Below are 23,224 nucleotides of genomic sequence, written 5' to 3'. Positions count from 1 at the left end.
GTCTTTCTGCTTTAAGCTTTCAGCTCAAATTACATCCAGTCGTTATTTAATATATCTTTAATATGGTAAGTGGTAATAATACTTGCGCCTGCTCTGGCAAAGGCATGCATGGTTTCCATAACCACTTTTTGTTCGTCAATCCAACCACGTTGCGCCGCAGCTTTAACCATCGAGTATTCGCCCGAAACATTATATACCGCAATAGGCAAATTAGTATCTTGCTTTAAGCGTTGAATAATATCCAAATAAGCCAAACCAGGCTTAACCATTAGTACATCTGCACCTTCTTGTTCGTCTAACTGTGCTTCACGCAAAGCTTCCAATGGGTTTCTAAAATCCATTTGATAAGCCTTTCTATCGCCTTTGCTAGGCGCACAATCGGCAGCTTCCCTAAACGGACCATAATAAGAAGACGCAAACTTCGTAGCATGACTCATAATCGCCGCATTTACGAAACCATTTTCATCTAAAAGATTACGCATCGCTTCAATTCTGCCATCCATCATATCAGATGGTGCAAACATATCGGCACCAGCCTGTGCATGTGTTAAAGCCATTTTTGCAATCACATCAACGGTTTTATCATTTTGAACATAATCGTTCTCCATAATACCGCAATGTCCGTGGTTGGTGTAAGAACAAACGCAAACATCAGTAACTACATACAAATCTTCACCAAATTGTTTCTTCAACTCACGAACCGCAGTTGGTACTAACGAATGGTCGTGATAAGCAGATTTTGCATCAGCAGATTTTTCATCGCCCACACCAAAAAGCATGATTTTATTCAAGCCTTTTTTCATCCCAGCCTCCACATCCTTAACCAAAGTATCAACCGAATAATGGTTTACACCAGGCATGGCATCAATTGCATGCGTAACATTCGTTCCTGGTACCACAAAATATGGGTACACAAACATATCTTTCGATAGTCGGGTTTCGGCTACCATCTCTCTAACCAACGGGTTCTTCCTTAATCTTCTCGGACGATGTAACATTTTTTAGTATCAAGTATTTAGTATCAAGTAATCAAGACTTGATTATTGTATTATTTTTTGTTGCGCCATGGTTCGTATCTTTACGAAACATTAACTAATATTTTTTTGAAAAGCAATTTCAGTATTGCTTCGGTTAATGTAGTCCCGCTTTTCGTTACAATCTTTTTGCGATTGTCAGTCTGAGCTTGTCGAAGACCTGCAACAAAAAGTATTTCCACTTCAATCGGGTTTAGATAACTCCTGCTTGTGCAATAAACTCAAAAAACTGCCTTCCAATCTCCCGATAAAATCAGGATTCAAACTTGCCTTTTTTGCTTTTAAGATTGCTTCTTACCTCGCAATGACGATGTGGTCTTGCTTTTTGCTTTAGTCTTTTGTCTTTCAGCTTTAGTCTTTCTGCTCCCAAACCCTACACCTTAAACCCTATCCCTCTCAACCTCTATCTTATTTCTATTCCAAAAACCGCTTCTGATAACCCGATTTCATCAGGAGAATATGGCAACGCATACTTCACGCCCATTTCGTCGAATTTCTTACCTGTAGAATTGCCAATTGCAATTACTTGCTGACCAGGTTCTAATAAGTTATCAGCGAAATATGCATCAACGTTTGATGGACTGGTAAAAATCAGTACATCGGCATAACTTTGGTCGATGTTTTCTTCGATTACTGTTTCGTAAATTGGTAAATCTATAATCTTCGCATCTGTTGGCAGTGATTTTTGGATCGATTGTAAAGAATCTTGCGCTCTTGGGAATAAAACATTTTTCCCGGAAACCAACTTTGCAAAATCTTCGGCCACTTCTGCAATATCGCCACTTGTACCAACAAAATCGGCGAAATGACCAAACTTACGCAAAGCATCTTCCGAACCTCTACCCACTACGCCAAATTGTGTTTTCTTTGGTAATTGTGGTTTCAAATTGAAAAAATATTCAACACTATTACGGCTACTAAAGAAAATCCAATCGATATTTTTTAATATAAACTGGTCTAAAACAGTAACAATAGGAAACGTACGAATTAACGAACGACCTTCAATTTCTATATTATTGTTTTCTAAAGCTTTTCGGAAATAACTGTGCTCACCAATTTCACGGGAAATAAAAACTTTTGCAGGTTTCTTCCTTTCTTTAGAAAATTTAGCTACGATTTTTTCTGCTAAACCTTGGGTAGTTTCAGCTCGTAAAAATAAACGTTCAGGAAAATCATCTGCAGTTTCGGCTTTAGAAGTCCATACTTCGAAAGCACCGTCTTCTTTTTTGCAGTAACAGCCCAAAGGCATATGGCAACCGCCCTCAAAAATATTCAGCACTTTACGTTCTACACCAACTTCTTCAGCTGTTGCTGGGTCGTGAAGTTTTTGTAGAGCATCAAACAGTTCGGTATCATTTTCTCTAATTTGAATGGCCAAAGCACCCTGAGCCGGAGCTGGAACAAATTCTGTTGGCTCCAATTCTTCAACATGAAATTCACTTACATCTAAACCCAAACGCTTAATACCTGCTTTTGCCAGCATAATTGCATCATAATCCTCATCACGCAATTTTTGAATACGGGTTGGAACATTTCCACGTAAATCCTCAATTTCCAAATCAGAACGTAAACCCAATAATTGCGCTTTTCTTCTGTTTGATGAAGTTCCTACCATTGCTCCTTTTTTTAAAGAAAGCTTTTGCGAAACATCAACACAATCTTTTAAAATTAAAAGATATTCTGTTGCTTCTTCGCGTGGTGGAATTGCAGCAATGGTTAATCCTGCAGGATGAGTGGTTGGTAAATCTTTAAGGCAGTGTACAGCCAAATCGATTGTTCCGCCCAAAAGCTCTTCTTCCAGTTCTTTGGTAAAAAAACCCTTTCCCTCTAATTTATCCAAACGTAAATTCAGGATTTTATCGCCCTGCGTTTTAATAATTTTAATTTCTGCCTCAATGCCGATTACCGCTAATTCATCTTTAATGTGATTAGCTTGCCACAAAGCAAGTTCGCTACCGCGTGTTCCGATGGTTAATTTCTTCACTGTTTTATTAAATGATTTGCAAATCTAACTAAATACGGCTTTATCCAGTAAAATGTTTAAAAATGAGACAGTGCCGTTACAGTGCAAGAATATTGTGTGGTTTTGCTGACAAATTTTAACTGAAATGGCTCATATCATTTAGATCTTTTTTAACGAATCCATCCTGGCTGCAAACAATTATGAAAAGTAAACCTCAAGTTATACTGAACATTAACAGCAATGAATGTTAGAGTATATTTAGCCGGTGATTACCAACGCTCATTTTAAAAAAAAAATAAAATTTTAAAAATTTCGGTGTGGAATTTGTATATCCCGAACATCATTACAGCACACACAAAGAAAATAGAATTATGAAAAAGTTAATTGCAATTGCACTCGTTGCATTTTTAGGCCTTTCATCGGCAGTGGCTCAACAAACAGATTTACGCAGAAAAATTTCCGTAAGCGGAACAGCCGAAACAGAAGTTACTCCTGATATTATTTACATCAGTATTTCGCTAAAGGAATACTTAAACGGAAAGAAAAAAGTAGAAATTACTGAATTAGAGAAACAACTTTATGCGGCTGTACAAAAAGCAGGAATTGCAAAAGAAAATTTAACCATTAGCAATTTAAGCAGTTGGAATTACGCTACAGAAAAAAAGAAAAACCCTGATTTTTTAGCGAGCAAACAGTATCGTTTAAAAGTGAACGACTTAAACAAGTTTAATTCAATTTTAGAAGAAATTGATGCAAAAGGAATTGCTAGTACTAACATTGAAAGTTACGACTACTCAAAAATTGAAAGCCTTAAAAAGGATTTAAAAATCAAAGCGCTTTTAGCTGCAAAAGAGAAGGCAAAATATATGGTAGAGTCGCTTAATGGAAAATTGGGTGAGGTACTTGAAATTCAGGATGGCGGAGACAATATTATACAGCCTGTTTACAGAAACTACATGATGAAATCAGCAATGGCTGAATCAGCAGATACAGCTCCAGAAATCGATTTCAAAAAAATCAAACTTAATTTTACAGTAAATGTGGTTTTTCAAATCTTATAGTAATTCCGCTCTGTAAATCGATTATTTAAAACCTACCAGAAACATTTTGGTAGGTTTTTTGTTAGGTAGACATCAAAACACTAAAAATTAAAATATTATGAAAAAATTCGTTTACACTCTAGCACTTATCTTCTCTTTAGGCATTAGTTTTAATTCGGTACAAGCAGCTAATAAGCCTGCTAAAAACCCTACAGAATTAACGGCTGAACAATCTGCACAGTTAGAAAGAATTAAAACCCGTGTGGAAGAAATTAGAGACATGGATAAATCTAATTTAACAAGATCAGAACGTAAGGCATTACGTAGCGAATTAAGAGAGCTAAAAGGCCAAGCACGTGCAGTTTCTGGCGGTGTTTACCTTTCAGTGGGAGCAATTATCATTATCATTTTATTATTGATCTTGATTTTATAATCCGATAACACTTACTTCTACCTAAAAAACAAAAAGCTTTGCATCGCTGCAAAGCTTTTTTTGTGCTTGTTATTTTCATCATTGTGAAAAACCATAATAAATTTCTGGCTACCGCTTTAAGATTGCTTCGTGACTCGCAATGACGACTTAGCGAAATTAATCAATCATATCAAAGCCCGTGTATTTCACTAAAACTTCTGGAATTTTAATCCCACTTTCAGTTTGATAATTTTCTAATATTGAAGCTACAATTCTTGGTAAAGCCAATGCACTTCCATTTAATGTGTGTGCCAGTTGCGCTTTTCCTTCTTTGCCTTTGAAGCGAAGTTTTAAACGATTAGCCTGATAAGTTTCGAAATTTGAAACTGACGATACTTCTAACCAACGCTCCTGTGCTGCACTCCAAACTTCCATATCGTAAGTCATTGCAGAAGTAAAACCCATATCACCACCACATAAACGCAATACCCGGTAATGCAAACCTAATTCTTGCAGTAACGATTGCACATATTTACTCATATCCTCTAATGTTTCATAAGACTTATCAGGATGTGTAATTTGAACAACTTCAACTTTATCAAATTGATGTAAACGGTTTAAACCACGTACATGTGCACCGTATGAGCCTGCTTCTCTACGGAAACAAGGTGTGTATGCTGTATTTTTTATGGGTAAATCTTCTTCCTTAACAATAACATCGCGGTATAAATTAGTCACAGGAACTTCAGCTGTTGGAATCAAATACAAATCATCAACAGTTGAATGGTACATTTGTCCTTCTTTATCAGGTAACTGACCAGTACCAAATCCTGATGCGGCATTTACCAAATGTGGCACCTGCATTTCTTTGTAACCCGCAGCAGTAGCATGGTCTAAAAAGAAATTAATTAAAGCACGCTGTAACCTGGCACCTTTTCCTTTATAAACTGGAAAACCTGCGCCAGTTATTTTAACACCAAGTTCGAAATCAATGATATCATATTTGGCAGCCAATTCCCAATGCGGTAAGGCTTTGGTTGGCAATTCTGCAGGTGCGCCATGTAAATAAACCACTTCATTTTCTTCGGCGGTAGAGCCTGTTGGCACCAAATTGTACGGCAAATTTGGCAACTGAACAACTGCATTAAATTGAGCAGTTTCCAACTCATTCAATTTTTCAGTCAGGATTTTAATATTTTCTTTATGAGAAGCTGTTTGAGCCTTAATAGCTTCAGCCTCATCTTTTTTGCCAGTACGCATTAAATCGCCAATTTGTTTGGCAGCTGCATTTGCCTCAGCAGAAATATTATCTAACGAAGTTTGAGTAGAGCGGCGATCTTCATCAATTTTAATAATTTCATCTACCAACTCTGGTTGTTTAAAGTTACGCACACTTAAACGTTCTAAAACTTTCTCTCTATTTTCGCGGATATAATTAACTTGCAGCATTATTTAATTTTTTCACAAAGATAAGATTGAATTACGAATTACGAGTTACGATTTTAGATTTTTATGCCCCATGTTCAATCCGATCAGCAAATCGAAATCGCAAAATTTAGTTACACGTATGGCAATCGTAATTCGGAAATCTAAAATCTAAAATCGAATGGGCAAACTATTTCTCGTACCTACGCCAATAGGAAATTTGGAAGATATGACCTTTAGGGCGATCCGCGTATTAAAAGAATGCGATTTAATTCTGGCTGAAGATACCAGAACAAGTGCACCCATGTTGAAACATTTTGGCATAGATAAACGAGTGTTTTCACACCATCAGCATAATGAGCATAAGGCTACTTCCGAAATTATTAAGTTTTTGCAAGAAGGACAGAAAATTGCCTTGATATCGGACGCAGGAACACCTGCTATTTCAGATCCCGGTTTTTTTCTGGTCCGCGAAGCGATAAAAAATGAAATTGATGTAGAGTGTTTACCTGGTGCAACTGCTTTTGTTCCGGCTCTGGTAAACTCCGGACTGCCAGCTGACGCTTTTTGCTTTGAAGGATTTCTTCCTGTTAAAAAAGGTCGACAAACTAAATTCAAAAAACTAGCAGAAGAAGATCGAACCATTATACTTTATGAAAGTCCACATCGTTTATTAAAAACTTTAGACGAATTTGCGCAATATTTAGGTGAAGATAGACAAGCATCTGTAAGTAGAGAACTCACCAAAATGTTTGAAGAAACTGTTAGAGGCACTTTGCTTGAAATAAAATCACATTTCGAGAACAATACTTTAAAAGGAGAATTTGTAATTTGCATTGCCGGGAAAGATATGAGTAAAGATAAAAAAGCAAAGTACAAAGATAAATACGATGATGCCGAAGAAGATTAGTATGTGTATAGATTAACAAAATCAATTTTATATAGAAATTATGATTAGCATAGATAGATTTTTAAGTGACGAACAAGACCCAAAAGCAGTTGAAAAAGTTATTGGAAAACTTAATGACCTTTTAACCACTGGCGAAGAAATATTATACCTCGCTGTTCAGAAAAAGCCTGCTGTAAACTTGCTTCCAGATAGCATTGCCATTACCAATAAGCGCATTTTTTATTGTGAACCCGGTAATTTAGGCTTAACCATGAACTTCAAAGATATTTCATTAAAGAATATTAAAGAGGTTTCATTTAAAGAAGAATTATTTGGTTCTAAATTTATTTGTGTGCCACAAACTGGCGAAAACATTGTTACCGATTTTATCCCCAAAACACAGGCGAGAAAATTATATCAAGCGGCAAACGATCAGTTAGAAATCTACAAAGAATCGATTAAACAACAACAAAACGAAGAAAATAAAGCTGCTGCAAGTTACACTGCACCACAAAGTTTTGCAGAATTTGTTGAACCTGAAAAGGTAGAGTTACCCGAACCAGAACTCATCCAGATTGCTGAAGTGGTAGAAGAGCCAGAAGACGAAACCACATTAAAACTGCGTAAACTAAAAACTTTGTATGATAAACACCTAATTACGCAAGAGGAATATGAAGCTAAAAAATCAGCTATTTTAGATAGTTTATAAATATTTTATGGGGATTCGTCACCCTGAATTTATTTCAGGGTCTTAATTGCTGATTTTAAAATGGAACAAGGCGGTTGTGTTTATATCCTAAGTAATTTTAAACATACTGTACTTTATATTGGTGTAACTTCAGATTTATATTTTAGAATAAAAGAACATAAGGAAAAATACTATCCAAATTCTTTTTCAGCCAAATACAATTGCAACCTATTGGTATTCTTTGAACAATTTAGCTCAATTGAAGAAGCTATTATCAAAGAAAAACAATTAAAGAACTGGAAACGTATTTGGAAAATTAACCTAATAAATGAAACTAACCCTAATTGGGAAGATTTATTTGAAACTTTGGAATAATATTAGATATGTTGAAACAGCATTTAAGATGCTGAAATAAATTCAGCATGACGGAAATGTTTCAATACACAATTCCTTAAATGAGCAAAAAACAAAATTATACCCTCGCATTAATCAGTGCATTTTTACTTTGGCTTGCCTGGCCTCCAATGCCTTTTACAACACCTTTGTTGCTGATTGCTTTGGTTCCATTATTTATGGCATTAAACTCGATCTTTAATGCTGAAGTTAAAAAGAAAGGTCGCCTGGTTTTTTTAACTGCCGGCCTAACTTTTTTAATCTGGAATACAGCCTCAACATATTGGGTATACAATGCAATAAAGGCCTATAATGGAACTGCCGTTGCCATTCCCGTTTCGTTAATTCCATATGGTTTAGGTGCTTTTTTAATGACTACTGCATTTTGGTTGTTTTATAGATTAAGCAGGTATGCTAATAAAAAAATAGCCTATTTAGGATTAATTTCATTCTATATCGCTTTAGAATATTTGCAGCAAACCTGGGATTTAGCTTTTCCATGGATGACTTTAGGAAATGGCTTGGCCGGAATGCATCAATTGGCGCAATGGTACGATTATACAGGTGTTTATGGCGGCTCACTTTGGATTTTAGTAAGCAATATTTTAGCTTTCGAAGCCTATCAAAAATTTAAATCTCAAACAGGTTATTTAAAGTTTAGGGCTGTAGGAATTTGGGCGTTAGTTGTGCTTATTCCTATATCAATATCACTTATAAAATACAATTCTGCTGAACAAAAAGGCACACCTAGTAACGTTGTGGTTGTTCAGCCCAATATTGATCCTTATAAAAAACTTGTTGATATTCCACCTGCAGAACAAATCAAAATCTTAACCCATCTTACTGATTCATTGGCGCAACCCAATACCGAATATTTTATCTGGCCGGAAACTGCATTACCCATTTATGCTGACGAGGCTAACATACGAAACTACCCAGAAATCACCGACCTCCAAAACTTTTTAAGTAAATACAAAAACGGAACGCTGATTACGGGTATCGAAACCATTAAAATTTATCCAGATAAACGCACTGTTTCTGCTAAATTTGATGAGCGAAGTGGTCAATATTTTGACAACTTTAATTCGGCCATGCAAATTGAAAATTCTGCGAACGTACAGTTTTATCATAAGTCGAAACTGGTTCCCGGAGCAGAAAAAATGCCTTTTCCAAAAGTATTTTCTTTTATGGATGCAATTTTTTCTGAACTGGGCGGAAGCGTTAGCGGCTGGGGCTGGCAAGAAAAGCCGAGTGTTTTATATGCACAAAGTGGCATCGGCGCAGCACCTGTTGTATGTTACGAAAGCTTATGGGGCGATTGGATTGGGCAACAGGTTAAAGATGGCGCACAGTTTATCGCCATTATAACAAACGATGGTTGGTGGGGAAATACTTCAGGTAAAGATCAGCACGAAATGTATGCAAAACTTAGGGCAATTGAAACCCATAGAGATGTTGCCCGATCGGCTAATACTGGTATTTCTTGTTTTATTAACCAGCGTGGAGACATTACGCAAAGCACCGAATGGTGGACCAGAACTGCCTTAAAAGGCAATATTAATCTGAATGATGAAATTACCTTTTATGTAAAAAGTGGTGATGTAATTGCAAAACTTTTGTGTGCCTTGGCGGTAATTTTAGCATTAATTATTCCTTACAAAAAATGGGTGAAAAAATAAATTACCACAAAAACTACACTTGGTATTTCCTTCTAATCATTTTGATTTTAAACATAGCTTTAGATCAAATATCGAAATACATTGTTCGGATTGAAATTTCTGATTATGAACATATTGTATTAATTAAGGATTTTTTCACTTTAACTAAAGTAGAGAATAGCGGTGCATTCTTAAGTTTAGGTGATAACATGCCGTATATATTTCGACTGATTATTTTAACTGGCCTTCCCTTGTTATTTTTAGCTTATGGCCTATTTTATCTGTTTTCAAAACCTAACCTCCCTGGTAGTATGCAAATCGCCCTCTGCTTTTTAATAGGCGGTGGACTTGGCAATCTTTACGATCGAATTGTTCATGGATCAGTAACTGATTTCATGCATATGGATTTTCATATATTTCAAACTGGTGTTTTTAACATTGCTGATATATCAATCATGATTGGCGTTGGAATTTTATTAATCCAATCTTTCTTTCGACCAATTAAAAAAACAGAACCAACTACAGAAATTCCGGAACCAAAAACAGAAAATGAAAAAGTTCATTAAATGGTAATGAAATAATTGCATTGGCTAAACAAACATTAGGTTATATTTATGGTTAGAAATCTAATCTCAATCATAAAATAATTTAACATGAAAAGAAATGCAACAGCCGTATGGCAAGGTTCTATTAAAGAAGGTGCAGGTAAATTAACCACTCAAAGTACCACGTTAAACGATACACAATATTCCTTTAATTCGCGTTTTGCCGAGGGTGTTGGCACTAACCCCGAAGAGTTAATTGCTGCAGCACACGCAGGCTGTTTCACCATGAAACTTTCTGCTAATTTAGCTGAAGCGGGTTATACGGCAACAAAATTGGAAACCAAATGCGAAATCAATTTAGACCCCTCGAAAGGTGAAATTGTAGAATCACATTTAACTTTAAATGCAGAAGTACCTGAATTATCACAAGAAAAATTTGATGAATTGGTAGCAGATGCAGAGAAGAACTGCCCAATATCTAAGTTATTGAACACTACAATCACTGTTGATGCCACATTAGCCTAAAATCAATATCATAATAAAAAAGAGTGTTTGCTATTATAAAAGCAGGCACTCTTTTTTATTTAAAATTGGCAAAATAGATCGAAAGCCTTTACATAGTTTGGAGTTTTCAAAAAAACAATCAACTTGACCCCAAACTATAATTGATTAAGGAAATAAAATAAGCTACATTATTTATTACTTAAACCATATGTTTGCCAACAATTGGCATTCTTCTTCCCATACCAAATGCTTTAGGAGAAACCCGAAGGATTGGTGGTGTTTGATACCGTTTAAATTCTGCGATATTTACCATTTTCAAAATCCTGGTTACAAGCGCCTCATCAAAACCCTGCGCATTGATTGCTTTCGATCCTTGTTTCTTTTCGATATGCTGATACAAGATTTTATCCAAAACATCATATTCCGGTAATGAGTCAGAATCTTTCTGATCTGGCCGTAATTCTGCCGAAGGTGGTTTAACAATCGTATTTAATGGTATAATTTCTTTTTCTTTATTGATGTATTTAGCCAATTCGAAAACCTGGGTTTTGTAAACATCGCCAATTACTCCTATCGCACCACACATATCGCCATATAAAGTACCATAACCCACAGCGCATTCACTTTTGTTTGATGTATTAAGAAGAATATAGCCAAACTTGTTGCTCATTGCCATATTGATGATACCACGAATACGGGCCTGAATGTTTTCTTCTGCTAAATTGAAAGGCAAACCTTTAAAAGCAGGCGCCAAAATATTGTCGAAAGCTTCGGCAACTTCTTTTATTGGGATGATTTCATGCATGCATCCAATATTATTTACAAGATCCATTGCATCCTGCACAGAGTGATCTGAAGAAAATTTTGACGGCATTAAAACCGCCATCACATTTTCGGCTCCCAAAGCGCTACAAGCCAATGCACAAACTACTGCCGAATCAATACCTCCCGATAAGCCCAAAACAGCTTTTTTAAAGCCTGATTTGATGAAATAATCCTTAATTCCTAATATTAAAGCATCGTGTATTTGCTCAATATCTGTTAATCGTTCTGGCTGTGGATATTTGTTACGCACATTCTCCACCTCAGCCAAATCAAATACTTGCAAATCTTCCTCGAAATATTTCATTTCAGCTTTCATAGTACCATCAGCATCAAAAACCAATGAGCCACCATCAAAGATGATTTCTGTTTGCGCACCCACCTGGTTTACATAAAAAACAGGTAAATTGTATTTCTTTGCATTATCAGCCAAAACCTGAATGCGCTCATCATCATGGGTATAAGAAAAAGGCGAAGCCGCAATATTGATCATTACATCAGGTTGCTCCTTAATCAATTCATCCATCGGATTGGAAACATACAATGGATTATCGTTAATGTTCCAAAGATCTTCACAAATGGTTAATGCAATCCTTTTTCCTTTAAAATCGATACAATTAAAACTTGTTGCTGGTTCAAAGTAACGGTACTCATCAAAAACATCATAAGTAGGTAGCAAAGCCTTTTTCACTATTGCTTTTACCTGGCCTCCTTCAATAAAATATGCTGCATTAAATAAATCCTTTCCTTGAAGAATATCATTTTTTATAGGCAAACCAATAATACAGGCAATATCAATACAGTGCTTGGCAATTTCATGTGCCGCAGCTTCGCAAAGCGATATAAATTCATCAAACTCCAAATAATCTCTTGGTGGATAGCCACAAACTGCGAGCTCGGCAAACACAACCAAATCGGCATTTTTGTCTTTTGCCAACTGAATATGATCGATTATTTTTTTTGTATTCGCCTCAAAGTTGCCAATGTGATAATTGAGTTGTGCAAGCGCTATTTTCATTTTTCGAATAGAAAGTTAAAAGCTTCAAAATTAAAAAAACACTCCAAAATTAAGTGCTAAATAGTGGTTTCTTACATCACGACTTTTGTCTGTTGTAATATTTGTAAAGCCGTTATTGTAAGTTAAGCCGGCCAAAATACTGGCGTTGCCAGAAATGTCAAATTCTCCTCCACCTCCAATAATCAACCCTGCACGATAGAATTTCGTGTAATCAGTTATTTTAAGGTTATCACCAAGCGTTGAAGATCCGTTTTTTGCATCTTGTTTGGCACTGATGTTAAATCCATTCGATAAACCAAATTGTCCATACCAACGCTTTCCATCGGCTTTGAGCGTTTTGAGCTTTACTGTTAACGGAACTTCTATGTATTGTAATTTATATTTTAAATCGTAAGCTATCGGTATCGAACCACTATGGTATGGTGCTACATTGGCCTCAGTACTTTTTCCATTTATAGAAGTTATGGTTAGGCCTGTAGAAAAGCTATAATTGGGTGCAAAATTAAAGTCGCCAATTAATCCATAAGAAAAACCCGAAGCTATGCTGTTGGTTTTCCCTTGTTCTGGTTTTATCCACCCAAAAGTTGGTGTTGCCGTTAAACCTAAGCGAAAACCGTAATTAATTGCCGGAAAATTTTGCGCCCAAACACCGAAACTTAAAAAAGATAAAATTAAAATAGTCGATATTTTTTTCATGCTTTATGTGATTATATTTGTTGTACATGATGTATAACGTAAAACACAGGCAAATCTATCTAATTTTTCTTTTTGCCGTCGCATTTTTTTCCTGTAAACAAAATAACCGCCCCGATGTAAGCAACATCAAGCTTGATGTAAAGATCGAACGCTTTGATAAAGAGTTCTTTGCTGCAAGAGATAAAAATCCAACAGAAACCAATAAACAATTACTGAATAAATACGGCTTTTTTTATGAGGATTACCTTCATAAAATGATTGGCTCTCCATCCTATTCTGATGATCAAATACTAAGCACCTTATTTGCCGATCAGGCTTATAAAGATTTAACAAAGGAGGTTGATAGCGTTTATCCAAATATGAAAGTGCAAGAGGAAGGCCTGACAGAAACTTTTAAATACATTAAACATTACTATCCAAAAGCAAAAGTTCCAAAAATAATCGCCTTTGTTTCTGGCTTTGCTTACCAGATGCCGGTTGGCGATAATTATTTAGGAATAGGTTTAGATATGTTTTTAGGGAAAGACAGCAAGTTTTACGGTGCCATAGTGCAAAGTGTTCCCTTATATTTATCAAGAAGATTTGCACCTGAATATATTGTTCCCCGCGTAGCGGAAACCTATGCACATGAGGAATTATTTGCAGAACCAGATGAAAATAGAACGTTGTTATCAAAAATGATTTTTCAGGGTAAAATTCTTTATTTTCTTGATCAGGTTTTGCCTGAAAACATAGCTGACTCTACTAAAATTGGTTATACTTCTGAACAGCTGCAATGGACACAAAATTTTGAAGGTGATATTTGGGCATACTTTTTAGAAAACAATTTTCTGTACGAAACAGATTATCAAAAAATTCAGGTCTTCCTTTCTGAAGGACCATTTACACCTGGGTTAGGAGAAAATCGGGAATCGGCACCTAAACTAGGTGTTTGGGTGGGATGGCAGATTGTAAAAAAATACATGGCCGAGCATCCAAAAGTAACGCTTCAACAATTAATGGCCGATAACGATGCCCAAAAAATTCTCAATCAATCTAAATACAAACCAAAGCAAAAATAAGTCGGCAAATTAGTTTACCGTAAACAATTTTACAGATTATCAGTTTAAACTATTAACCATTTTGTAGATGAAAGTTGGCATTGTATTATCAGGCGGAGGAATTAGGGGAATAGCACACCTGGGTGTACTCAAGGCATTCAGCAATTTAGGCATTACCTTTAGTCACATCAGTGGAACCAGCGCTGGAGCAATTGCAGGCGCATTTTTTGCAGCTGGTATTGATCCTGAGGAAGGATTAAGTATTTTTTTAAAAACCAAATTATGGCGTTTTGTTCGTCCGGCTGTTGGCTCATTAGGATTGATCAACATTGAAAATACTTCCCAAATATTGAAAGAATATTTTCCTGAAGATTCGATTGAAAAACTGAAGATTCCTTTAACCATTGCTGCAGTAAATTTTAGTGAAGGTAGATTGGTGTACTTTACGAAAGGACCGCTCATACGTGCTATACATGCATCTAGTTGTATTCCCGGCATTTTTAAACCGATTATGATTGATGGCCAGATGTATGTGGATGGTGGAATTTTGAACAACTTCCCGGTAGAACCTTTAATGGATGAATGCGATTTTATTATTGGCTCTTCTTGTAACCATTTAAAACCTGTAGATAAGATTACTGGCATCACCAATTTAATGGGGCGGGCAGGCGTTATGTCCATTAACCATGATATGGAACGTAAAGCTAAGTTTTGCAATGTGATGATTGAGCCAAAAGGCTTAGGCGCAATTAGTACTTTTGATATGAAACGGGCCGAAGATATTTATTGGCTGGCCCATGAAGAAGCCTTAATTACGATTAAAAATACACCAGCAATTAGAGAGCTTATAACGTCCAACCCCTTAAAAGGGACTTTGCCTATAAAAAGGTAAGGCTGGTTCAAATTTTTTTTATTATTTCTATATCCGTAAAGGTTTATTAGTCCCTTAAGGTGGTTTGGAGTTTAAGCTTGAAGTTTAACCAACCGTTCTCCATCTAAAACCGGAATAGCTGTGCAGGTATTCAACTGCAAACAAAACACCACATCATCTTCAATATTTAACTGTTGTAAACGGTGGCTGTGTGATGATTTGTGTAGATATTTTCTTAAATCATCTTTTGCTATAGCATATAAATCTTCTGCAGCAACGCTAGAATCATCAAAATGCTCGAAGTTTTTACGCAACTTATTTACAATTGCTCCGGCAAATAAAGTATCTTCTAAGTTAAATTGATCTTTCCAGCCTGCACAAAGTAAGAGCACATTTTTATCCTGACTTGCCAGATACTCGCACAATGAATCGAGATTTAAGAATGACCCAATAACTACCTGATAAGCCCTTCTATTGGCTAAATGTAGCGCTTTAGTTCCGTTTGTTGTGGTTAATACGATTGTTTTACCAGCAACTTTTTCTTTGGTGTAAGAAAATGGAGAATTTCCAAAGTCGTAGCCTGCAACCACTTCTCCGTTACGTTCTGCAGCTAATAAATATCCTTTATCACTATAATTTAAACAATCTTCTACGTTAGCAACGGGTATAATGGCTTCGGCGCCATTTTCAATGCCATAAGTAATGGATGAAGTGGCTCTTAAAATATCAATAACCACAACAATACTTTGTTCGATATCATACAAATCGATTAAAGCAGGGGTTAAACAAACTTCTATTTTTTTTGGCATCTTGAAAGTTATACGTTTTAAGTTATAGGTTATAAGTCTTAAAACGTACAACCTATAACTTACTACTTATCTATTTATAAAATGGAAATTTAACTACTTTAGCCTTAATAGGAGTATTGCGAATCAGAATGAAAACTTCAGTTCCCTCTTTCGAAAAATCTTTGGCTACGTAACCCATACCAATTGCTTTCTGCAATGATGGTGCTTGTGTTCCTGAGGTTACTTTACCAATAATATTTCCTTCAGCATCAGCAATTTCGTAGTCATGACGAGGAATTCCTCTATCAATCATTTCAAAACCAACCAGTTTCTTTTGGATACCTGCGTCTTTCTGGGCCAATAGGTTTTCAGAATTTGTAAATGGTTTGGAGAATTTGGTAATCCAGCCTAAGCCAGCTTCAATTGGCGAAGTAGTATCGTCAATATCGTTACCGTAAAGGCAAAAACCCATTTCTAAACGTAAAGTATCGCGAGCACCTAAACCAATCGGTTTAATATTTTGTGCTACCCCAGCTTCAAAAATTGCATTCCAAATTTGATCAGCATATTGATTTTCGAAATAAATTTCAAAACCACCAGCACCAGTATAACCCGTAGCAGAAATAACCACGTTATCTACACCAGCAAATGTTGCTTTAACGAAGGTATAATACTCCATCGATGCTAAATCAACATCAGTTAAACTTTGTAAAGCATCTGCAGCTTTTGGTCCCTGAATGGCCAATAGAGAAGTTTTATCAGAAATATTATGCATTTCTACATCCCTATCGTTAAACTGCTGAATCCAGTTCCAATCCTTCTCAATGTTCGATGCATTAACAACTAGCATATAGCTTTTTTCATCAATACGATAAACCAAAAGATCATCTACAATACCGCCATCCTTGTTTGGCAAGCATGAATATTGAACCTTGCCATCGTATAATTTCGAAGCATCGTTACTGGTTACACGCTGAATTAAATCTAAAGCATTTTCGCCCTTTAAAATAAATTCACCCATGTGGCTCACATCAAAAACACCAACACTATTGCGTACGGTTGCATGTTCTGCATTTATGCCTTCGTAAGTAACAGGCATATTGTAACCTGCAAATGGAACCATTTTAGCGCCTAAAGCGATGTGTTTTTCTGTTAAAGCGGTATTTTTCATGCTTAATATTTAGTTGCGCAAAAGTAGTAAGAAAAAGATAATGTTTTAAGGTAAATTTTAGAAAGGTATTTGCATTCTCTGTGAGAACTAGGCACTGATTAAACCCTTGTAAATCTCTAGCATTTTGCCAGCGATGAGCTTGATTCCGTGATCATTTTCTACCGTTTTTCTTGCATTCTCTCCTATTTCCATCCAACGTTTCGGGTTGATGATGCATTGCAAAATGTAGCGGTAAAACTCATCGGCAGAATCAGCAATTAAAATATCATGTCCGTGCCTACAATTAATGCCTTCTGCGGCGGTAGTGGTAGCAATGATACATTTTTTCATTGCCATACCTTCGATTATTTTTACACGCATTCCGGTGCCAGAAATAAGCGGTACAATCATAATCGCTTTCGAATTCATGAATTCAATGGCATCAAATACTTCGCCCTCTACAATAAGATTATCAGAATCGTATTCAAAAAAATGCTTCTGCATGTTTTTTCCTGCAATATAAAATCGAAGGTCTTTATTAAGCTTTTCAATATCTGGCCAAATATCATCCAGAAACCATTCCAAACCTTCCTGATTTGGACGCCAATCCATTGCGCCTAAATGAAATAGCGTGGGAAAACTCGTTTTCGATTTATCGATCTTATACTTTTCCAAATCAATTGCTACAGGAAAAACCGACATCGGAACTTCGCAGCCAAAGCGAATAATACTTTGTCTATCGGGCTCGCTAATGGCAAATATTTGATGAAAACGATTAATCTGATCTGTTTCGTAAGCTTTTAAACGTTGAGCCAAAAAGGCAAGGTATTTTCTGCGAACCAGAAAACTTTCTGAGTGAGAGAGCCGTTCCCACAGGGTAAACTCGATGTTGTGCGCCCGGTAAATGAGCTTGGCATTGCTATTCGCTTTTACAACATCTAAATAGGGAACAACAAATAATCCCTCAAACTGAATCACATCAAATACATTTTCCCGAAGAATATTTTCAAGCTGACGTGCTGCATCTTCACTAAAATACCTGGATACATTGTAAGATTGATTGGTGAAAATATTAAAAAAAGCAGACCATACATTTACTTCTGTATCCAAATCGGCGGTATGCAATTTAATCTGATCAAAAATTGGATCATTTAGATCTTCAATATCAATACTGCCTTTTGTAGGGTTCAAACTAAAAAAAGTGAGATCTGCACCAAGTTGTAGCAAACCTTTCATGGTATTATAAACCACAATTGGATAACCACTATTTGGCGGAAAGGGAATCCGTTTAGTTATTAATAGAATTTTCACAATGTTGTGAAAATACGAAAATTAGACTGCTTTTGAAAACAAGTCGAGCTGAGGATCGCTCACATTAAAAGTTTTACGATGAAATGGAGATAAGCCAATTTCGATAACCGCTTTACGGTGCGCAATGGTTGGATAACCTTTGTTTTGCTGCCAATTGTAATGCGGAAAATCATTATGCAGATTTGCCATATATTCATCACGATGTGTTTTAGCCAAAATGGAAGCTGCTGCAATATTCAGATATTTCCCATCGCCTTTTATAATGCAACTGTGCGGAATTTGAGGATAAGTTTTAAAACGATTACCATCTATAACCAAATATTGCGGTTGACATTGTAATTTTTCTATCGCCCTATGCATGGCCAAAAAAGATGCATTAAGAATATTTATCTGATCGATTTCTTCATGATCGCAGGAGGCAACTGCCCAAGCCAGTGCTTCCTTCTCAATAATCGGACGAAGCAAATCTCTTTGAGCATATGTAAGTTGTTTTGAATCATTCAATCCTTCCAAAACAAAACCTTTAGGCAAAATTACGGCAGCGGCGAAAACCGGCCCAGCTAAACAACCTCTCCCTGCTTCGTCGCAACCCGCCTCTAAAAATTCCTCTTGGTAACAGTTCAATAACATAATGCAAATTTAAAGAATAAAGGCTAAACTTTGTGAATTGGATATTAAAGCTTTAAATTAGTTTTAAACAACTAGCAATGAAAATACTCATATTAAGCATCATCCTTTCTATATGCGGCACCATTACTATAGCACAAACGAAAAATAAGGCAAAAATATATCCACCAACTGAAGAAGAAGGCGATGTTCTTGAAAAAAGGTGGGATTGCATGTTAAGAAACACATATTCAGTGAGTGACAGGTTAAAAATTTTTCCATTTAGCAAGTATAAAAAAGTTGTGTTGGTTTCTTTCGAACCACAAGAAATAATCCCAGATGATTTAGTTGATGTGAATGGAAGTCCGGCTTTAAGTCCGCAGAATTATCTGAAAGATTCTATTGGTTATTTCCCTGTTAAGAATAAGAGATTTTATAAAATCAAAGCGCTTGAAACTAAAGTATTGTCAAAAAAAGAGATCGAAAAGTTGACCAATATTCTATATAACATTGGAGTTAAATCTAATAAAAGTTATCATGGCCTCAAAAATTTTGAGATGGGCGCTAATTGTTATGAACCAAGGAATGCGATTTTATTCTTTGATAAGAAAGGAAATGTGCCCGAATACATTGAGTTTTGTTTTGAATGCAGAAGGCGAAAAGTAAGCTCCGAAAAAATCAAATTAAATGTATTTTGCCACCAAAAATATGATATTCTAAAAACGTTCTTTAAATCTACTGGAATAAAATATGTAGAGGAAAACAATAATTTTAATTAGCTAATGAGATACAATGAGACTCTTGCTAATCGCATTGCGGAAAAGTTAATGCACTTGCCAGATGTAGAAGAGAAAGAAATGTTTGGTGGATTGATCTTTATGGTTGATAACAAAATGTGCATTGGTGTAATGAAAGATAAAGTGATGCTTAGGCTCGCTCCCGAAAGCTTGGTAGCTTTAGAAAATGTGGATGGCTGGGAACTAATGGTTATGAGTAACACTGTAATGAAAGGTTATATATTAGTTTCGCAAGATGTACTAAACAGGAAGGAAGATTTAGATTTTTGGATCAATTTGGCGCTGGAGTTTAATCCGCTTGCCAAAGCTTCGAAGAAAAAGAAAATTTAGACAGTTGTATTCTGCCCTTTTACATCAAAAGCATCACGCAGGCCTATAGCCAAAACATTAAAAGCATAAACCGTAAACATAATGGCCAAACCTGGTAAAACAGCTAAATAAGCAGCATCCATGATTATATATCCATAATGTTCTTTAATCATACTTCCCCAACTTGGCATTGGAGGCTGTGCCCCGAAGCCCAAGAAACTCAAGCCCGTTTCCAATAATATTGCTGATGCAAAATTTGAAGATGCCACTACTAAAATCGGTCCTGCAATATTTGGGAGTATGTGCTTTATAATAGTTCGCGAAGTGCTAAACCCCAATGCTCTGGCAGCTTCCACAAATTCTACTTCTTTAAGCGCCATTACCTGCCCACGCACTAAACGAGCAACATCTACCCATGTTGATAAACCAACCGCAATAAATATTTGCCAAAAGCCTTTACCTAAAGCAAATGAAATGGCAATAACCAGCAATAACGAAGGCAACGACCAAACTACATTCATAAACCAACTGATTGCCGCATCAACTTTGCCTCCAAAATAACCTGCTATCGCACCTAAACTTACTCCTATAAAAAGCGAGATCAACACCGCCATCAAACCAACAGATAGTGAGACGCGAATGCCAAGAATCATGCGGCTTAGCAAATCACGACCATAAATGTCTGTCCCTAACCAATATGTTTTTTCATACACATTATATTGCTCAAACAAAGTTGCTGGTGTTCCAAGTTTAGAATAAGGTGTACATCTAGGGCATAACTCTCTTAAACTGTATTTAGTTTCCTTAACTTTTTCCTCATCACCGATGTAAGGCGTTATAAAAACATCATCATTAACGATTCGATATGAAGTAATTGGAATACTCGTAACAGCTGACTTTTGCCCTTCCAGCATCCGCTCGAAAAACCCAATCTCTTTTACATTAGGGTTTTTGCCAAGAATGATAAATTTAAAAGTTCGGCTAGGCTTTTTTTTGTTTAGCTGCAAAACCTGCGTATTGGCAAAAGGCGTATGATCTGGAGTGATTAAATAACCCAAAATCCCCATCAAAACCAATAGTAAAATAAAAATAAGTCCACCAAAAGCGAGCTTATTTCTTTTAAACTTTAACCATACTTTTTTTGATGGGCTATTATCCATTACTTAACCATTCTCCCTTTCCAATTGTATTTCCCACTGTTTCCAGCAATACCAATGTAAACGATGTAAAGTATATGTAAAACATTTAAAATAGGGATTAATACGAGCAGTCGACGTTTTTTTGCGAAGCCAGTCACATCCCATAAAAATAATGTTTCTAAAATCATTTTAACTATCAATTGATAGATTGTTATGGTTAAAAACGCTGGAATAAATAATCCTGTAATGAAGTTTGATAAAATACTAAGATTAAAAACCCAAACAAAAACACCTAAAACGATGATTGCTTTATTTTTATATCGCGTACTTTTAGATGCCCACCTTTTACGCTGTTGAATAAATGACTTTAAATTCTCTTTTGCATGCGTATATACAATCGCAAATCTATCTTTGAGGAAACCTATTTTATCAGGATATTTTGCAGCTATTTTATGCAGCAAAAGCTCATCATCGCCAGAGGCCAAATCATCTATTCCTTGAAAACCACCAACCTCATAAAATGTAGCCTTTTCGTATGCTAAGTTTGCACCATTGCAAGTGGAAGGCTTTTTATTGCCGATAGTTGACGCCCCTAAGCCAATTAAATATAGAAATTCCAATGACTGCAATCTTTCGAAAAAACTCTTTTCTTCGAAGTAGGCTACCGGCGAAGATATCATTTTATAACCCTTATCCTGATAAAAATTTACAACTGACGAGAGCCATTTTTCGCCCATTACACAATCGGCATCAGTAGTGATAATTAAATCGCCACTGCACGATCCAATTGCTGTTTGTATTGCCTTCTTCTTGTAAGAGTTAAGTGCCTGGTTTTCGTTTAATTTAATTAGTTTAATTCCACTGGCAGCGTAAGAGGCTACAATTTCCGCCGTGTTATCAGTAGAATGATCATCAATGAAAATAATTTCTGTTAAGTTTTTTGGATAATCCTGTGCAATTAAAGCATCAATGGTTCGGCCAATATTTAAGGCCTCATCACGTGCGGCAACAATAACCGAAACCTTGGTAACAGGTGTAAAAATACCTTTTTTAAATAGGTTTAAGCTGTACCAACCTTTAATAAAAGTGAGTACCAATAAACCATAAACTAAAGTTAAAGCGGCGGATGTAAGACTAATCAGTTTTAGGAGTTCCAAAAAAATTGAGTTTAAAAACGAAATAAGTGCCTAAGATAGCAGGAATAATAATATTTATGAGCCAAATACTTGCTGTACATGCAATAACTGCCACATGCTGATCGGTTATGTGCTTAAATAACTCAACTGCTGTTACACTTCTAATCCCAACATCGAAAAGATCCAATGATGGCAATGCCGACTGAATTAAAAACAATAAACAGGTCATCATGATGATATCCATATAATGCAATCCTGGAATGAGCCACATAAATAAAATGAAATATTGAGAACTGAAAACGATGTATCTTGCCAGGCAAAACAGCATAATTTTAAAGAGTTCTTCTTTTCGATATCTCCCTAGAATACTGTAAAATTTCTTATACTTCCGTGTGAATTTGAATGATAACAAGATGCCATTTAACCACTGAATATTAAAATAGAAGACAATAAAAAACAGGCAGAAAGCCATAGCCAACATCACAACTGCTAAAAAAACGGAGTTATCGATCGGTACAAATCTGTAAATAAAAAAGCAAGCGGCAATTGCTCCGAAAACATTTGTCAACACTAATTGCCCAATGTTTCCCACTGTCATCGCCACTATACCTACTATCCTACGCTTGGGCGATAGAAAAAATACCCTCCCACCATACTCGCCTAATCTATTTGGTGTAAAGATGGCTAGGGTTAAGCCACAAAAAACCGATTCAATGGCTCGGTAAAAAGTAATCCTTTCAATATGGCTCATCAATCTTTTCCACTTGGCTGCTTCTAAAAACCAATTAACGAACATTAGCAAAACAACAAAACCGATTACAGCAAAAATTTCAATCTGCGAAATATCTTTTAGTAAGGCACTAAAATTTTCGAGGTTTTTATTGGCCACAAGCTTGTGGTAGATAAACCAAAAGGCAAGGATTACGATTGCGGTTTTAATCAGTATTGATAATATTTTTTTGTTGTTGCCTGTCAAGATTATCTTTTTAG

Annotated in this window: 24 protein-coding genes; 12 read left to right on the top strand and 12 right to left on the bottom strand. The window is 36.0% G+C overall.

What is annotated here, in order from left to right:
* Window positions 1-29: 29 nt before the first annotated feature.
* The gene (gene hemB, locus LUA91_RS09990; RefSeq protein WP_231425905.1) at window positions 30-998 is read right to left on the bottom strand and encodes a porphobilinogen synthase; all 969 of its coding nucleotides are present in this window, start codon (window positions 996-998) and stop codon (window positions 30-32) included.
* Between the two features lie 439 nt (window positions 999-1,437).
* Window positions 1,438-3,018 carry a hydroxymethylbilane synthase gene (gene hemC / locus LUA91_RS09985; protein ID WP_231425904.1) on the bottom strand — a complete coding sequence of 527 codons (1,581 nt, stop codon included), beginning with the start codon at window positions 3,016-3,018 and terminating at the stop codon, window positions 1,438-1,440.
* A 350-nt stretch (window positions 3,019-3,368) separates the two neighbouring features.
* Between hemC and LUA91_RS09980 the strand changes: the two genes are divergently transcribed.
* Both LUA91_RS09980 and LUA91_RS09975 read left to right on the top strand, forming a co-directional pair.
* Entirely contained in the window at window positions 3,369-4,058 is a 690-nt protein-coding gene (locus LUA91_RS09980; protein ID WP_231425903.1) for an SIMPL domain-containing protein, read from the top strand.
* 97 nt (window positions 4,059-4,155) lie between these two features.
* On the top strand, window positions 4,156-4,470 hold the full coding sequence (locus tag LUA91_RS09975) for a hypothetical protein (RefSeq protein ID WP_231425902.1): 315 nt from the start codon (window positions 4,156-4,158) through the stop codon (window positions 4,468-4,470).
* 156 nt (window positions 4,471-4,626) lie between these two features.
* Here the strand turns inward: LUA91_RS09975 and serS are convergent, their stop codons facing one another.
* Window positions 4,627-5,898, bottom strand: a complete 1,272-nt coding sequence (gene serS / locus LUA91_RS09970; protein WP_231425901.1) for a serine--tRNA ligase — start codon at window positions 5,896-5,898, stop codon at window positions 4,627-4,629.
* Window positions 5,899-6,055: 157 nt separating this feature from the next.
* Here serS and rsmI point away from each other — a divergent pair, with 157 nt between their 5' ends.
* From rsmI to LUA91_RS09940, 6 genes are all read left to right on the top strand, one after another.
* Window positions 6,056-6,784: a 16S rRNA (cytidine(1402)-2'-O)-methyltransferase gene (rsmI, locus tag LUA91_RS09965; RefSeq protein WP_231425900.1), complete on the top strand. Its 729-nt coding sequence runs from the start codon at window positions 6,056-6,058 to the stop codon at window positions 6,782-6,784.
* A gap of 40 nt (window positions 6,785-6,824) precedes the next feature.
* Complete coding sequence (locus LUA91_RS09960) at window positions 6,825-7,472, top strand: PH domain-containing protein (RefSeq protein ID WP_231425899.1); 648 nt, start codon at window positions 6,825-6,827, stop codon at window positions 7,470-7,472.
* Window positions 7,473-7,532: 60 nt separating this feature from the next.
* A complete protein-coding gene (locus LUA91_RS09955) occupies window positions 7,533-7,826 on the top strand; it encodes a GIY-YIG nuclease family protein (protein ID WP_231425898.1) in 294 nt (97 codons plus the stop codon).
* Between the two features lie 80 nt (window positions 7,827-7,906).
* Entirely contained in the window at window positions 7,907-9,523 is a 1,617-nt protein-coding gene (gene lnt, locus LUA91_RS09950; protein ID WP_231425897.1) for an apolipoprotein N-acyltransferase, read from the top strand.
* Window positions 9,508-10,068 (top strand): signal peptidase II, encoded by a 561-nt coding sequence (gene lspA, locus LUA91_RS09945; protein ID WP_231425896.1) that lies wholly within the window; start codon window positions 9,508-9,510, stop codon window positions 10,066-10,068. The genes lnt and lspA overlap by 16 nt, the downstream gene beginning before the upstream one ends.
* Before the next feature lie 87 nt (window positions 10,069-10,155).
* Window positions 10,156-10,572: an OsmC family protein gene (locus LUA91_RS09940; RefSeq protein WP_231425895.1), complete on the top strand. Its 417-nt coding sequence runs from the start codon at window positions 10,156-10,158 to the stop codon at window positions 10,570-10,572.
* A 178-nt stretch (window positions 10,573-10,750) separates the two neighbouring features.
* On the opposite strand, the gene LUA91_RS09935 is transcribed toward LUA91_RS09940, so the two are convergent.
* Together LUA91_RS09935 and LUA91_RS09930 are read right to left on the bottom strand one after the other, a co-directional pair.
* A complete protein-coding gene (locus tag LUA91_RS09935) occupies window positions 10,751-12,391 on the bottom strand; it encodes an NAD+ synthase (RefSeq protein WP_231425894.1) in 1,641 nt (546 codons plus the stop codon).
* Window positions 12,392-12,421: 30 nt separating this feature from the next.
* Window positions 12,422-13,087 carry a porin family protein gene (locus LUA91_RS09930; protein ID WP_231425893.1) on the bottom strand — a complete coding sequence of 222 codons (666 nt, stop codon included), beginning with the start codon at window positions 13,085-13,087 and terminating at the stop codon, window positions 12,422-12,424.
* Between the two features lie 26 nt (window positions 13,088-13,113).
* Between LUA91_RS09930 and gldB the strand changes: the two genes are divergently transcribed.
* Both gldB and LUA91_RS09920 read left to right on the top strand, forming a co-directional pair.
* Entirely contained in the window at window positions 13,114-14,148 is a 1,035-nt protein-coding gene (gene gldB, locus LUA91_RS09925) for a gliding motility lipoprotein GldB (RefSeq protein WP_231425892.1), read from the top strand.
* Between the two features lie 67 nt (window positions 14,149-14,215).
* The gene (locus tag LUA91_RS09920; RefSeq protein WP_231425891.1) at window positions 14,216-15,019 is read left to right on the top strand and encodes a patatin-like phospholipase family protein; all 804 of its coding nucleotides are present in this window, start codon (window positions 14,216-14,218) and stop codon (window positions 15,017-15,019) included.
* Between the two features lie 71 nt (window positions 15,020-15,090).
* On the opposite strand, the gene LUA91_RS09915 is transcribed toward LUA91_RS09920, so the two are convergent.
* The 4 genes from LUA91_RS09915 to LUA91_RS09900 form a co-directional block, all read right to left on the bottom strand.
* A complete protein-coding gene (locus LUA91_RS09915; protein WP_231425890.1) occupies window positions 15,091-15,807 on the bottom strand; it encodes a 2-phosphosulfolactate phosphatase in 717 nt (238 codons plus the stop codon).
* A gap of 70 nt (window positions 15,808-15,877) precedes the next feature.
* The gene (gene gcvT, locus LUA91_RS09910) at window positions 15,878-16,957 is read right to left on the bottom strand and encodes a glycine cleavage system aminomethyltransferase GcvT (protein WP_231425889.1); all 1,080 of its coding nucleotides are present in this window, start codon (window positions 16,955-16,957) and stop codon (window positions 15,878-15,880) included.
* 87 nt (window positions 16,958-17,044) lie between these two features.
* Window positions 17,045-18,247, bottom strand: a complete 1,203-nt coding sequence (locus LUA91_RS09905; RefSeq protein ID WP_231425888.1) for a glycosyltransferase family 4 protein — start codon at window positions 18,245-18,247, stop codon at window positions 17,045-17,047.
* Window positions 18,248-18,268: 21 nt separating this feature from the next.
* A complete protein-coding gene (locus LUA91_RS09900; RefSeq protein ID WP_231425887.1) occupies window positions 18,269-18,877 on the bottom strand; it encodes a ribonuclease HII in 609 nt (202 codons plus the stop codon).
* A gap of 77 nt (window positions 18,878-18,954) precedes the next feature.
* On the opposite strand from LUA91_RS09900, the gene LUA91_RS09895 reads away from it, so the two are divergent.
* Both LUA91_RS09895 and LUA91_RS09890 read left to right on the top strand, forming a co-directional pair.
* Window positions 18,955-19,632 (top strand): hypothetical protein, encoded by a 678-nt coding sequence (locus LUA91_RS09895; RefSeq protein WP_231425886.1) that lies wholly within the window; start codon window positions 18,955-18,957, stop codon window positions 19,630-19,632.
* Window positions 19,633-19,635: 3 nt separating this feature from the next.
* The gene (locus LUA91_RS09890) at window positions 19,636-19,980 is read left to right on the top strand and encodes a TfoX/Sxy family protein (RefSeq protein WP_231425885.1); all 345 of its coding nucleotides are present in this window, start codon (window positions 19,636-19,638) and stop codon (window positions 19,978-19,980) included.
* Here the strand turns inward: LUA91_RS09890 and LUA91_RS09885 are convergent.
* Genes LUA91_RS09885 through LUA91_RS09875 form a run of 3 tightly spaced genes read right to left on the bottom strand, consistent with a single transcriptional unit; the run spans window position 19,977 to window position 23,210 of the window.
* Window positions 19,977-21,119 (bottom strand): ABC transporter permease, encoded by a 1,143-nt coding sequence (locus tag LUA91_RS09885; RefSeq protein ID WP_231425884.1) that lies wholly within the window; start codon window positions 21,117-21,119, stop codon window positions 19,977-19,979. The genes LUA91_RS09890 and LUA91_RS09885 overlap by 4 nt on opposite strands.
* Window positions 21,119-22,255 carry a glycosyltransferase gene (locus LUA91_RS09880; protein ID WP_231425883.1) on the bottom strand — a complete coding sequence of 379 codons (1,137 nt, stop codon included), beginning with the start codon at window positions 22,253-22,255 and terminating at the stop codon, window positions 21,119-21,121. Before LUA91_RS09880 ends, LUA91_RS09885 begins: the two co-directional genes overlap by 1 nt.
* The gene (locus LUA91_RS09875; RefSeq protein ID WP_231425882.1) at window positions 22,233-23,210 is read right to left on the bottom strand and encodes a lysylphosphatidylglycerol synthase domain-containing protein; all 978 of its coding nucleotides are present in this window, start codon (window positions 23,208-23,210) and stop codon (window positions 22,233-22,235) included. Before LUA91_RS09875 ends, LUA91_RS09880 begins: the two co-directional genes overlap by 23 nt.
* Window positions 23,211-23,224 lie beyond the last annotated feature (14 nt).

It is taken from the genome of Pedobacter sp. Leaf250, assembly GCF_920984735.1.
Taxonomy (GTDB): domain Bacteria; phylum Bacteroidota; class Bacteroidia; order Sphingobacteriales; family Sphingobacteriaceae; genus Pedobacter.
Note: the sequence above shows the minus strand (reverse complement) of the source record. Positions and strands in the feature narration are given on the sequence as shown.

What these genes read in the sequence shown, in the direction of transcription:
- hemB (WP_231425905.1), bottom strand. Translation starts at nt 998, where the DNA reads ATGTTACATCGTCCGAGAAGATTAAGGAAGAACCCGTTGGTTAGAGAG.
- LUA91_RS09980 (WP_231425903.1), top strand. Translation starts at nt 3,369, where the DNA reads ATGAAAAAGTTAATTGCAATTGCACTCGTTGCATTTTTAGGCCTTTCA.
- LUA91_RS09975 (WP_231425902.1), top strand. Translation starts at nt 4,156, where the DNA reads ATGAAAAAATTCGTTTACACTCTAGCACTTATCTTCTCTTTAGGCATT.
- serS (WP_231425901.1), bottom strand. Translation starts at nt 5,898, where the DNA reads ATGCTGCAAGTTAATTATATCCGCGAAAATAGAGAGAAAGTTTTAGAA.
- rsmI (WP_231425900.1), top strand. Translation starts at nt 6,056, where the DNA reads ATGGGCAAACTATTTCTCGTACCTACGCCAATAGGAAATTTGGAAGAT.
- LUA91_RS09960 (WP_231425899.1), top strand. Translation starts at nt 6,825, where the DNA reads ATGATTAGCATAGATAGATTTTTAAGTGACGAACAAGACCCAAAAGCA.
- LUA91_RS09955 (WP_231425898.1), top strand. Translation starts at nt 7,533, where the DNA reads ATGGAACAAGGCGGTTGTGTTTATATCCTAAGTAATTTTAAACATACT.
- lnt (WP_231425897.1), top strand. Translation starts at nt 7,907, where the DNA reads ATGAGCAAAAAACAAAATTATACCCTCGCATTAATCAGTGCATTTTTA.
- lspA (WP_231425896.1), top strand. Translation starts at nt 9,508, where the DNA reads ATGGGTGAAAAAATAAATTACCACAAAAACTACACTTGGTATTTCCTT.
- LUA91_RS09940 (WP_231425895.1), top strand. Translation starts at nt 10,156, where the DNA reads ATGAAAAGAAATGCAACAGCCGTATGGCAAGGTTCTATTAAAGAAGGT.
- LUA91_RS09935 (WP_231425894.1), bottom strand. Translation starts at nt 12,391, where the DNA reads ATGAAAATAGCGCTTGCACAACTCAATTATCACATTGGCAACTTTGAG.
- LUA91_RS09930 (WP_231425893.1), bottom strand. Translation starts at nt 13,087, where the DNA reads ATGAAAAAAATATCGACTATTTTAATTTTATCTTTTTTAAGTTTCGGT.
- gldB (WP_231425892.1), top strand. Translation starts at nt 13,114, where the DNA reads ATGATGTATAACGTAAAACACAGGCAAATCTATCTAATTTTTCTTTTT.
- LUA91_RS09920 (WP_231425891.1), top strand. Translation starts at nt 14,216, where the DNA reads ATGAAAGTTGGCATTGTATTATCAGGCGGAGGAATTAGGGGAATAGCA.
- LUA91_RS09915 (WP_231425890.1), bottom strand. Translation starts at nt 15,807, where the DNA reads ATGCCAAAAAAAATAGAAGTTTGTTTAACCCCTGCTTTAATCGATTTG.
- gcvT (WP_231425889.1), bottom strand. Translation starts at nt 16,957, where the DNA reads ATGAAAAATACCGCTTTAACAGAAAAACACATCGCTTTAGGCGCTAAA.
- LUA91_RS09900 (WP_231425887.1), bottom strand. Translation starts at nt 18,877, where the DNA reads ATGTTATTGAACTGTTACCAAGAGGAATTTTTAGAGGCGGGTTGCGAC.
- LUA91_RS09895 (WP_231425886.1), top strand. Translation starts at nt 18,955, where the DNA reads ATGAAAATACTCATATTAAGCATCATCCTTTCTATATGCGGCACCATT.
- LUA91_RS09890 (WP_231425885.1), top strand. Translation starts at nt 19,636, where the DNA reads ATGAGATACAATGAGACTCTTGCTAATCGCATTGCGGAAAAGTTAATG.
- LUA91_RS09885 (WP_231425884.1), bottom strand. Translation starts at nt 21,119, where the DNA reads ATGGATAATAGCCCATCAAAAAAAGTATGGTTAAAGTTTAAAAGAAAT.